Annotated in this window: 11 protein-coding genes; 2 read left to right on the forward strand and 9 right to left on the reverse strand. The window is 41.8% G+C overall.

Going from position 1 to position 12,159, the window contains the following annotated elements:
• Window positions 1-59 precede the first annotated feature (59 nt).
• Window positions 60-902: an NAD(P)H-hydrate dehydratase gene (locus PW220_RS05555; protein WP_248054093.1), complete on the forward strand. Its 843-nt coding sequence runs from the start codon at window positions 60-62 to the stop codon at window positions 900-902.
• 108 nt (window positions 903-1,010) lie between these two features.
• On the opposite strand, the gene PW220_RS05560 is transcribed toward PW220_RS05555, so the two are convergent.
• The 7 genes from PW220_RS05560 to PW220_RS05590 all read right to left on the reverse strand — a co-directional run bounded on the left by PW220_RS05560 (window position 1,011) and on the right by PW220_RS05590 (window position 8,013).
• Complete coding sequence (locus PW220_RS05560) at window positions 1,011-2,081, reverse strand: ABC transporter substrate-binding protein (RefSeq protein WP_105117889.1); 1,071 nt, start codon at window positions 2,079-2,081, stop codon at window positions 1,011-1,013.
• Complete coding sequence (locus tag PW220_RS05565) at window positions 2,081-2,851, reverse strand: ABC transporter permease (protein WP_024379919.1); 771 nt, start codon at window positions 2,849-2,851, stop codon at window positions 2,081-2,083. Before PW220_RS05565 ends, PW220_RS05560 begins: the two co-directional genes overlap by 1 nt.
• Entirely contained in the window at window positions 2,851-3,651 is an 801-nt protein-coding gene (locus PW220_RS05570; RefSeq protein ID WP_024400543.1) for an ABC transporter permease, read from the reverse strand. The genes PW220_RS05565 and PW220_RS05570 overlap by 1 nt, the downstream gene beginning before the upstream one ends.
• A complete protein-coding gene (locus PW220_RS05575) occupies window positions 3,635-4,789 on the reverse strand; it encodes an ABC transporter ATP-binding protein (protein WP_105117890.1) in 1,155 nt (384 codons plus the stop codon). Before PW220_RS05575 ends, PW220_RS05570 begins: the two co-directional genes overlap by 17 nt.
• Window positions 4,790-4,826: 37 nt before the next feature.
• Window positions 4,827-5,735 (reverse strand): UDP-N-acetylmuramate dehydrogenase, encoded by a 909-nt coding sequence (murB, locus tag PW220_RS05580; protein WP_105117891.1) that lies wholly within the window; start codon window positions 5,733-5,735, stop codon window positions 4,827-4,829.
• Window positions 5,736-5,862: 127 nt separating this feature from the next.
• The gene (gene thrB, locus PW220_RS05585; RefSeq protein WP_248054092.1) at window positions 5,863-6,723 is read right to left on the reverse strand and encodes a homoserine kinase; all 861 of its coding nucleotides are present in this window, start codon (window positions 6,721-6,723) and stop codon (window positions 5,863-5,865) included.
• A 3-nt stretch (window positions 6,724-6,726) separates the two neighbouring features.
• Window positions 6,727-8,013: a homoserine dehydrogenase gene (locus PW220_RS05590; protein WP_248054091.1), complete on the reverse strand. Its 1,287-nt coding sequence runs from the start codon at window positions 8,011-8,013 to the stop codon at window positions 6,727-6,729.
• A 105-nt stretch (window positions 8,014-8,118) separates the two neighbouring features.
• Between PW220_RS05590 and PW220_RS05595 the strand changes: the two genes are divergently transcribed.
• Window positions 8,119-9,057, forward strand: a complete 939-nt coding sequence (locus PW220_RS05595) for a polysaccharide deacetylase family protein (RefSeq protein WP_248054090.1) — start codon at window positions 8,119-8,121, stop codon at window positions 9,055-9,057.
• 98 nt (window positions 9,058-9,155) lie between these two features.
• Here PW220_RS05595 and PW220_RS05600 read toward each other — a convergent pair whose 3' ends face one another.
• Together PW220_RS05600 and PW220_RS05605 are read right to left on the reverse strand one after the other, a co-directional pair.
• Window positions 9,156-10,043, reverse strand: coding sequence for a hypothetical protein (locus PW220_RS05600; protein WP_248054089.1), 888 nt, complete (start codon window positions 10,041-10,043; stop codon window positions 9,156-9,158).
• 345 nt (window positions 10,044-10,388) lie between these two features.
• Window positions 10,389-12,158 carry an ABC transporter ATP-binding protein gene (locus PW220_RS05605; RefSeq protein ID WP_248054088.1) on the reverse strand — a complete coding sequence of 590 codons (1,770 nt, stop codon included), beginning with the start codon at window positions 12,156-12,158 and terminating at the stop codon, window positions 10,389-10,391.
• Window position 12,159 lies beyond the last annotated feature (1 nt).

Raw genomic sequence — 12,159 nt, forward strand, 5'->3', positions numbered from 1 at the left:
AACTTGCGAATGTGTCCCGTTCTCATGCTATAATAATCTATAGAAAGGAGTTGACTATCATGGATTTACAAGAACTTTGTAGGCAGGTCATTCAGGAACGACCTAGGAACAGCCACAAGGGAACCTTCGGCCGTGCCTTACTGATTGGTGGACTTTACCCTTACGGTGGCGCCATCATCATGACTGCCCTAGCCACTGTCAATAGCGGAGCTGGCTTGGTTACTGTCGCTACTGAAAAAGAAAATATTCCAGCACTGCATAGTCACCTACCTGAAGCCATGGCCTTTTCAGTTGATGACAAAGACTTACTCCTAGCAAATATAAAACATGCTGACCTGGTATTGATTGGTCCGGGTTTGGGGGACAATAGCCGAGCAGAAAACCTAGTTGACCTTGTACTTGAAAATGTGTCAGAAAAACAAATTCTTGTCCTGGATGGATCTGCCTTGACCTTGATAGCCAAACAGAACAGGAAAATTTTTCCCTGCAAACAAGTTATCCTAACACCCCACCAAAAAGAATGGGAAAGATTGTCTGCCATCCCCATTGACCGACAAACAAGCCAGACCAACCTAACCGCCTTAAGAGAGTTTCAAGAACATACCATTTTAGTCGCTAAGAGTTTTATGACACAAGTACTTCAAGCAGACCCCGAACAGATTACTCCCATCAAAGCAGGTGGTCCCTATCAAGCAACTGGAGGGATGGGCGACACACTTGCTGGTATGGTAGCAGGCTTTGCCCTACAATTTCCTCATGTAGGACTATATGATAGAGTTGTGACTGCCACCTACCTTCATTCCTACATCGCTGACCAACTAGCCCAGCAATTCTATCTTGTAAAACCTACAGACATTTCGAAAGAAATTCAGAAAATGATGAAAAATTTTCAAACCAACTAGAGATGATAATAAAAGTCCTTCCCAGCAGGTATCCCATTTGCAGCATATAGATAATCAATAGAAAACAGTAAAACCACTAGTTCAGAATTGTCCTAGTGGTTTTTTGTCTTATTTCCGATACATCTTGAACTGGAGATAAAGGTCATTGTACATTCCCAGCATCTCTTGTCCGAGGTTATCATAGACTTCCATCTTCTTCATGGTTTCTTCTGAAGGATAGAAGGATTCATCGTTCTGAGTTTCTTCATCCAACATGGCTTTTGCTGCAGGAATTGGTGTTGAGTAACCAACATATTCAGCATTGCGAAGCGCATTTTCGGGACGGAGCATGAAACTCATAAAGGCATAGGCACCGTCCAAATTCTTGGCAGTTTTTGGAATGACCATGTTATCAAACCACAGGTTAGAACCTTTTGACGGCACAACATAACGCAGGTTCTCATTGCCATCCAACATTTCACTAGCTTCACCAGAGAAGGATACTGCGATAGCTGCCGCATCCTGTATCATGTAACCCTTGATTTCATCAGCAACAATGGCCTTGACATTTGGAGTTAGATTATAGAGATGTTCCGCAGCTTTTTCGATTTCAGCTGGATTTTTGGAATTTAGACTATGCCCCAGCGATTGCAAGCCAAATCCCATGACCTCACGGACACCATCAATCAACATGATATTGTCACGGTATTCTTCAGACCATAAATCTTCCCATTCCTGAGGAGTATTTTCGACCATGGTTTCATTATAAACAATTCCTAAGGTACCCCAGAAATAGGGGATGGAATAATCATTGTTCTTATCAAAACTCAAGCCCATGAATTGTGGATCAATATTTTCCAAACCTTCAATTTTCGACTTGTCCAATTTGATGAGCATATTCTCTTCGGTCATCTTGGAAATCATATACTCAGATGGAATAGTCAAATCATAGGTTGTACCACCCTGCTTTATCTTAGTGTACATGGATTCATTGGAATCAAAAGTTTGGTAATCCACCTGAATACCTGTTTCAGCAGTAAATTCTTCCAGTAATTCTGGGTCAATATAATCTCCCCAGTTATAGATAACCAACTTATCCGTCGTTCCTTGAGTTGAATCAGCTTCTAATTTACTGGAAATTCCCCAAAGAATGAGAATAATAGCAATAATTCCTAGGAAAAATGAATATAAACGTTTCATTAGTTGGCCTCCTTTTCACGCGAGATGAAATAATAACCCACTACCAATAAGATTGAGAAAAGGAAGACAAGGGTTGACAGGGCATTGATTTCCAAAGAAATCCCTTGACGAGCCCGTGAGTAAATCTCTACAGATAGGTTTGAGTAACCATTTCCCGTTACAAAGAAGGTCACGGCAAAGTCATCCAAGGAATAGGTAAAGGCCATGAAATAGCCTGCAATAATGGCTGGTGTCAAATATGGCAACATGATTTCTTTCAGCATTTGTGGCTGGGTTGCACCCAAGTCATAAGCTGCTGAAATCATATCTGCATTCATTTCCTTCAATCGAGGCAAGACCATCAAGACGACAATCGGAATGGAGAAGGCAATGTGACTCAGCAAGACAGAAACAAAGCCTAATTGAAAACCAATCATAGTAAAGAGAATCAGGAAACTTGCCCCAATCATAACGTCTGGTGCTACCATCAAGATATTATTGACAGACAGCAAGGCATTTTGGAAACGAGGTTTTGCCTGATAAATATAGATGGCACCAAATGTTCCGATAATGGTCGCAATCAATGAACTCAAAAAAGCCAAGAAAAAAGTTTGTGCCAAAATCAGCATCAGACGGCTGTCACCCAACATGGACGAAAAATGCTCCAAGGTAAAGCCTGTAAAGCCGTTCATATCTCCACCTTCATTGAAAGCGTAGAAAATCAGATAGAAAATCGGCAAATAAAGAAGAAGAAAGGCAACTGTTAAGTAGATATTTGCAAATTTCTTCATTATTTCTTCCTCTCTTTCGTCATCCACATAATCAAGAGCATGGCCAAAATCAAGACCACACCAATGGTTGAACCCATTCCCCAGTTTTGTGTAGTAAGGAAATGTTGCTCGATAGCTGTACCCAAGGTAATCACTCGGTTACCGCCAATCAAACGGGTCAACATAAAGAGGCTTAAACTCGGAATAAAAACTGCTTGAACACCTGAACGAACGCCGTTCATGGAAAGAGGAAAAATAACTTTTGTAAAGGTCTGCCAGGATGTCGCCCCTAAATCACGACTGGCATTGATGAGATTTTTATCCAAATCATCCAGGGCATTAAAAATCGGCAAAATCATAAATGGAATTTCAATATAGGCTGCAACAGCAATAAAAGAGAAATCCGTAAAAAGAATTTGCTGGGCACCCAAGCCAATAAACTCTAAGAACTGGTTGATAGAGCCATGCTGTCCAAAAATACCGATAAAGGCATAGGCTTTTAGCAAGAGATTGACCCAGGTCGGCAAGATAATCAACATGAGCCAAAGCTGTCTATGCTTGAGCTTGGTCAAGAAGTAGGCAGTTGGATAAGACACCAACAAAGTGACCAGAGTAATAATACCTGCGTAAAAAATGGAGTTAAAACTCATACGCAGATAGGTCATATTTGGCGAGTTAAAATAGGTCTGGTAATTGGCCAAAGTGAAATTGCCGTGAATATCAAAGAAAGACTTGAAGATAATCAAGGCAACGGGTGCGAGTACAAAGAGAAAGACCCATAGGGCATAAGGAATTGCAAAGAGCCTAGAGGTTTTCTTCATTACGTTCCTCCTCGATGGCGTTAATCAAACCATCTTCCACTTCTTCCACTTCCACATACTCTTCGATACGGGCATCAAATTCCTCTTCCGTTTCATTGAGGCGCATGATATGGATGTCTTCTGGCTCAAAGTCCAGACCGATGACCTCTCCCACAATAGCCTTACGGGTTGAGTGAATCATCCATTCATTGCCCAAATCATCGTAGGCAATGATTTCATAGTGAACCCCACGGAAGAGCTGGGTATCTACTTTTACTTGCAATTTGCCCTCTTCAGGAAGTGTAATCTGCAAGTCTTCTGGACGGATAACGATTTGAACTTCTTCATTTGGTCGCATACCGCCATCCACAGCTTCGAAGCGTTTGCCGTTAAATTCAACTAGGTAGTCCTTAATCATGCGACCAGACAGGATATTGGACTCGCCGATGAAGGTGGCAACAAAATGATTGATTGGCTCATCATAAATATCCACTGGTGTCCCTGACTGTACAATCTCACCTTCATTCATGACAAAAATCCAATCACTCATGGCCAGTGCTTCTTCTTGGTCATGGGTAACAAAGACAAAGGTAATCCCTAGGCGTTGTTGCAATTCACGCAGTTCATACTGCATTTCTGTCCGCAGTTTCAAGTCTAGGGCTGATAAAGGCTCGTCTAGTAAGACAACGCGGGGCTGATTGATGATGGCGCGAGCAATAGCGACACGTTGCCGTTGACCACCTGACAATTTCTGAATGGAGCGTTTCTCGTAACCAGAAAGTCGGACCATTTGAAGAGCCTCTGTCACACGGCGTTCGATTTCAGCCTTGTCAACCTTACGCAATTTAAGAGGAAAAGCCACATTCTCAAAGACAGTCATGTGCGGGAATAGGGCATAGGATTGGAAAACGGTATGGACATCCCGCTTGTTGGTCGGAACATCGTTAATCCGTTGACCATCCAGATAAATATCACCTGAACTTGCATCCAATAAACCAGCGATAATGTTCAAAATCGTTGATTTACCTGAACCAGAAGCTCCTAATAGGGTATAAAATTTACCCTCTTCCAATTCAAAACTAATATCCTTTAATACAGTTGTTCCACTGTCTTCAAAAACTTTTGAAACATGTTTAAATTCAATAATTGGCTTTTTCAATTCTCATAAATTCCTTCTTTTTAACAGAGCCAGATGGCTAGAGTTTATCAGCTGGGTCGCCGATAATACGCACTTCTCTCTCCAGCGTAACGCCTGAAGATTTTTCAACAACTTCAATCACATGGGCAATCAAATGTTCGTAGTCCATCGCTGTACCATCAGCAACATTGACCATAAAACCAGCATGTTTTTCAGATACTTCAACACCGCCAATACGGTAGCCTTTCAAGCCAGCCTCCATGATTAACTGACCTGCAAAATGACCAGGAGGGCGTTTAAAGACTGAGCCACATGATGGATATTCCAAAGGCTGTTTCAACTCACGCAAATGGGTCAAACGAGCCATTTCGTTTTGAATAACAGGGTGATTACCAGGTTTTAGGGCAAATTTAGCAGATAAAACAATGGCACCATTCTCTTGTAAAATTGACGAGCGATAGCCAAAACGCAACTCACGGTTATCCAAGGTTTCTACATAACCTGCAGGTGTCAAAATCTGAGCAGAAACCAGAATATGAGCGATTTCTCCACCGTAGGCACCGGCGTTCATATAAACCGCTCCACCTACACTACCGGGAATACCACAGGCAAATTCAAATCCTGTCAAGGAATGGAAGAGGGCAACCTTAGTTGTTTCAATCAAATTAGCCCCTGCTTCTGCTTCAATCGTGTAGCCTGAAACAGTGACAGAATTGAGTTTATCCATACGGATTACAAACCCACGAATGCCACCGTCGCGAACGATAATATTACTGGAATTGCCCAGTACCTGCCAGGGAATATTTTCTCGCTTAGCAAACTCAACAATTCGAACAATTTCATAGCGGTTACGAGGAAATGCTAGGTAATCAACAGCACCTCCTACTTTTGTATAGGTATATTCTTTTAAGGGCTCATCGAAGCGAATGTCAATCCCATCCAACTCAAGCCTAATTTTATCTTTCATCATCTTCTCATTTCAATTTAAAATATACAGGTCATATTATACCAAAAAACAGCTCAAAAAACGAATATAAATCCAGTTTCTAGGCAGAAATTTTTACAGAAAAAATCAGCTCCCGTGGAGCTGAATATTATATCACTTGAATACCCTTTGTATCCACCTGAAGAGGATGCACCGTTCCATCCAAGTCTAATTGCTCAAGGGCTGTTACAAGGGCAGCTTCCTTATCCTTTGAAGTCAAAACCATGACAGTTGGACCTGCACCTGATAGATAGGTTGCGTAGGCTCCCAGTTCTTGCGCTGTTTGCTTGATTGGACAAAATTCCTTAACTAACAATTGGCGGAAGGGTTCGTGGAACATATCTGACTGAATGGCTTTCCCAGCCTTCTCCAAATCACCAGCCATCAAACTAGCAACAGCCACATTGGAAATGGCGCTGGCAGCTACCGCTTTTTTGTAGCCCATTTGTGAAGGTAGAACTCCACGACTTTCAACTGTGCGCAATGGGTAGTTTGGAATGAAGGCTACAAAACTTGCCTCAGGGAAATTAGTTACGACTGCCTGTACCTTTTTGTTGACATAGCTAGCAATAACCAAATTACCGTAAATAGCAGGTGCTACATTATCAGGATGACCTTCAATTTCAGTTGCTTTGAGCAATTTTTCATCTGCAGTCATATTCAAACCAGCCAGTTGGTTGGCCAACTCAATACCTGCTACAATAACTGAACTTGAGGAGCCTAACCCACGCGCTAAAGGAATATCACTAAACATTTTAATCCGATGAGGCTGGAGGTTTTTAGCTACCTTCAAAGCAGTTTTGATAAGAAGATTGTTCTTATCTGACGGCACATGGTCAAGATTGTGTTCGATGACCCACTCATCCGTCTGCTCTAAAACTTCAATGGTCAAGTATTTTGAAAGGGCAACACCAACTGAATCAAATCCTGGTCCGATATTAGCAGATGTTGCAGGGATAATAATTTTCATACCTTATTCTCCCAATACCTTAAATGTATTTAAGACTGTAAAGTCTGATTCTTGAGCCAATTTAGCAGTCACATTTTCTAATTGTGTCTTGCTCATTTCATGAGTTACAATGACCAAGCGAGCAGTTTCACCATTGGCAGCTTGTTGCAGAATTTGCTTAAAGGAAATCTCCTCAGAATTGAAAATCTCTGCCAAACGAAGCATTTTTCCATTCTTATCTGGTGCAACAATTGAAAAGTAGTATTCGCTCTTAACATCGCTTGGAGCAGCTAATTGAAGCGGACGGCTGTATTCGTTAAAGGCTTTGCCGATGGTCTTATCTTTCAAACGACGAACGATACGAATAATATCTGCTGTAACACTTGTTGCGGTCGGCTTTTGACCTGCACCTGGTCCATAGTACATAGATTGGCCGATACCGATTGATTCCACAAAAACAGCGTTCATCACACCATTTACGCTAGCCAGTGGATGATTTTTCGGTAGGAATGTTGGGGATACCTCGGCAGAAATACCTGTGGTGGTTTCTTGAATATCTCCCACTAGTTTGATGACATAGCCCAATTCTTGCGCCACTGCCACATCTTCTGGCGTAATGTTGGAAATCCCTTTGTGAGCTACATGGTCAAAATCAACTGTCATACCAAAGGCAAATTGACTGAGGATAACTGCCTTGTAGGCTGCATCAATACCCTCAACGTCATTGGTTGGATCTGATTCTGCATAACCAAGTTCCTGAGCTGTTTGAAGGGCTTTTTCATAGGTCCAGCCTTCATCCACCATCTTGGTCAACATGAAGTTTGATGTACCATTCAAAACACCAAGGATACGTGTGACCTTGTCAGCTGCCAAAGAGTTGACCAAGGTACGCAAGATTGGAATACCGCCCGCTACAGCAGCCTCATAATAAAGTGCCAAGCCCTTTTCTTCAGCCAAGGCACGCAATTCGCTCCCATGAACCGCCAACAAATCCTTATTGGCTGTAACGATATGTTTGCCAGCTTCCAAGGCACGGGTAATAAAGGTTTTAGCTGGCTCGATACGCCCCATCAATTCAACGACAATGGCAATGTCCTCATCCGCTAAAATCTCATCAATATTTGTAACAAAATTGTAGTCATGACCTGCAGCCAACAAGCGTTCTTTTTCTGCATCATCTTTTACTAGAACCTTTGCTACTTCAATGCTGTCCTGGGCAGCCTTTTCAATCTTTTCTGCATTCTCTGCTAACAAAAATGGTACGCCACTTGCAACTGTACCAAATCCTAATAATCCAATCTTAACTACCATGTGATCTCCTTTAGAAAGTATTTCTCCCATTATATCAAATAGACTAACTTTTTGGCAAAAAATTTGGTATAATCATTCTAAGCATATTTATGAGGAGAATGGTTTATGAAACATTCCAGATTGATCACTCTGAATAGAAAACAAAAACGTAAAAGACGGACAAGAATTGAACGATTCTTAGACCTAGTTCCCCTAGCTATTCTGTCCCTTATTCTATTTCTCCTCTTGTCTAACATCACTCAATCAAGTAAGCAATCAGATGGACAGAATGGGGCAGCAATTTCTCAAACCAGCAAGGAGTTTACACAGGCAAGTACATCATCCCCCCTTCAGACCGACATCACTTGGGAAGTACAGGCTGAACCTGTCAAACTACCTATCCTCATGTACCATGCCATTCATGTCATGGCGCCTGAGGAAGCTGCAAATGCAAATTTGATTGTAGATCCAGCAACCTTTGAAAGTCATTTAAAAGCCTTACAGGACGCGGGTTATTACACGCTTTCACCTGAAGAGGCCTATAAGGTGCTCACTGAAAACGTCCTACCAGCTGGGAAAAAGGTAGTCTGGCTAACCTTTGATGATAGCCTCTGGGATTTCTATAGCCACGCCTACCCCCTGCTCAAGCAGTATCAGATGAAGGGCACCAATAATGTCATCACAGGTTTTACAGAATATGAACAAGCTGGTCATCTGACCATCGAGCAAATCAAGGAAATGCAGGCCGCTGGTCTTTCTTTCCAAGGTCATACTGTCAACCATCCAGACTTGGAATACAGTACCATTGAAACACAAACCGAAGAACTGACTACATCTAAGGCCTATCTAGATAGTCAGCTACAGCAAAACACCATCGCCATTGCCTATCCTGGTGGTCGCTATTCAGCTGATACAGTTGCCTTGACTGAACAAGCAGGCTACAAACTAGGTGTCACAACCAACAACGGTTTGGCTTCTGCTAGTGACGGCCTGCTCACTCTCAACCGAGTTCGCATCCTCCCAACCACTACGGCTGAAAATCTTCTTTCAGAAATTGCCTATTAAATGTTACAAACATGTATATGAGAAAACTCCCCTGTCTTCACTGACAAGGGAGTTTTCTCATATACTAGTATAGAAAATCTACCTAAAATTTCACTTTGTTATTTACCATACCAAGCAATACCTTCATATTTCCAACCACGTCCTTGAAGAATTTTCACCTCGTTCTCATCGGTAGTATAATGATGTGAGCCCGATGTAAGACTGCTATGGAATAATCGGTGAACATGCGTATCACCACCTGAATACCAAGCAATACCCTCATTTATCCAATTATACTGACTAGTTAAAATATCCACCTCATGTGTGTCTATTGTATAGTGGTGATCCTTCAATATTGGATTATAAAGGCGATATACAGCTTGACCTGATGCAGGTGACAACCAAGAGATTCCCTCATAAGAACCCCAACCTATTTTGATTAGGAAATCTCGCTCATCAACTGACCCTGTGTAAAAATGCTCTTTATTATTGGGATTGTAAAAACGATACATTGGTCTGCCATCAAAAAAATCTGCTTCTACAACCTTAACTTCCCAACCAACCTTCACCTCATTAACTATTAATTTTAACGGTGACTTGGCCAATTCTTCTTGAAACTTTTTAGCCTGTATACTATCACCACTCGGAAAATTTGGAATGACTTCTGTTTTTCCAACTTTTAGCGCCTCCCAATTCCCCTGCTCATCAAATGAGATGATAGATGGATCCCTTACCGTCATTTCAAATGAATAACGAAAATCTTTCAATGGGGAATTCTGAGGACGAAGAATTTGTCCTTTTTCACCCACTTTTAATGTCATTCTAAAGGTTCCTGGTTCATATTCTGAAGCACCATGACTGATAAATTCAACTAAATGTTCATCAGTTGAACTTATTTTTTCAACGACTGTACTATCATTTTCTAAAGCAGAAACACCTAGATTTCCAGATGGTTCTAATAATAAAACTGAAATAAGCAAAATAAATAGACCAATTATTTTTTTCATTGCTATCCTCCACAGTACCGTATCTTGCGACAACCCTTTTAAATTAAAACGTAAATCATTTTATTTATGTTAATAGGTACAACTCCATCGCCTTCCTTCACGCTAATACTTAGTTTAATGGTAATATGGTTAGCCGAATCAAGTATCGTTCCGACACTTTATGCTTCATATATTGATACATTTATTATAGAACTAATTATTGATACTGTCAATCAAAACAAAAATTCATTATAGGGACTCCCTGCCTTCTACTGAAGAGAAAAACCTTCAAGTAGAAATTACCAATAAATTTTTACAAAAAATTATATGAAAAAACTCCCTGTCACTGACAAGGGAGTTCATTTTTTATTTGGATTCACTAAACTGGCTTTGATAGAGATTATAATAGAAACCTTTGTCCGCCAAAAGACTGTCGTGGTTGCCTTGTTCGATAATCTGTCCATCTTTCAAGACCAAAATCTTATCAGCTTCCTGAATGGTTGATAAGCGATGGGCAATGACGAAACTTGTCCGTCCTTTCATCAATCGCTTCATGGCCTTTTGAATCAAGAGTTCCAAACGGGTATCAACTGAAGAAGTCGCTTCGTCAAGAATCAGAATAGCAGGATCTGCCAACAAAGCACGCGCAATGGTCAAGAGCTGTTTTTGACCTTGGGAAATATTGCTGGATTCCTGGTTCATTTCCATATTATAACCGCCAGGCAGTGTGCGGATAAAGTGGTCAACGTTGGCAGCTTTGGCAGCCTCAACAATTTCTTCATCCGTCGCATCCAGACGACCAAAACGTAAGTTTTCTTTGATAGTCCCTTCATAGAGCCAAGCATCCTGCAAGACCATACCAAATTGACTACGGTAGGATTGACGGGAAATCTTTCGAATGTCCTGACCATCCACCTTGATAGCACCGGATGTGACATCATAGAAACGCATGAGCAGGTTGATGAGGGTTGTCTTACCAGCCCCTGTTGGTCCTACGATAGCCACCATTTCACCTGGCTTAACATCAAGATTAAAGTTACGGATAAGCGGCTTGTCTTCTGAATAGCCAAATTCGACTTGTTCAAAGCTGACTTGTCCGGTCAGACTAGCTGTCAACTCTAGCGCATTGGCGTCTTCTTCGTCAAGCTCATCTAGGACTGAAAAAATGCGTTCAAGGGAGGATTTGGCAGACTGCAACTGGGGTGCCAACTGGGTCAAGGTTTGGACAGGCTGAGAAATCTGCCAGACGTATTGGACGAAGGCCTGCATATTACCCACCGTCAATGTACCTGCAAGGACTTTCAGACCAGATAGCAGAGCCACGACGACGTAGGCAATGTTTGACAAGCCGTGTACCAGGGGCATGAGCAAGCCAGACATGAAACTAGCCTTGAAACCAACTTCCTGTAAGTCAGCAGTTATCTGGCGAAATTCTTGCGTGGACAATTCTTCACGACCGTAGAGCTTGAGGACGTTAAAACCAGTGAGGTTTTCTTGGACAAAGCCATTCAAACGACCAAGCGCATCAGCTTGTTGCTTGAAATAAGGCTGGGATTTGCCCATGACAAACTTGGAACCAAAATAGGTCACTGGAACCAAGGTTACGACTACAAGTGCTAGGGATACATCCAACCAGAAACACATGAAAATGGCTAGAGAGAGAGTCAGAACAGCATTGACTAACTGAAGGAAACTTTGTTGCAGGGCGTTTGAAACAGTCTCCACATCGCTTGTAAAACGTCCAAGTAAATCACCATACTGGTGCTTGTCAAAATAAGAAACAGGAATTTTGTTAATCTTATGGCTCAAGTCCTGACGCAGCTCCTTGGTCGCCCCCTGCACTGCCTTGGTCATAAAATAGGTAGAACCATAGGCACCGATTTCATACATCAGGGCACGCAGGGCGTAGATGGCAAGCATGATGGCAATATAGGAATAGTTTAGTTGAGCTCCTGCTACTCCATTTGCCATGTCCAGCAAATTCTTGGTCAATTCTGTGATGATAAGCCCCAACACAAAGGGTTCCAAGGCATTCATGACTGCACTGATGGTCTTCAGAAAAACAGCTAAATAGACAGAAGATTGGTAACGACGTAGGTAGCCCCAAACACGGGTAAATACTGATGAATTCTTCATA

Source organism: Streptococcus sp. 29892, assembly GCF_032594935.1.
GTDB lineage: Bacteria > Bacillota > Bacilli > Lactobacillales > Streptococcaceae > Streptococcus > Streptococcus hyiners.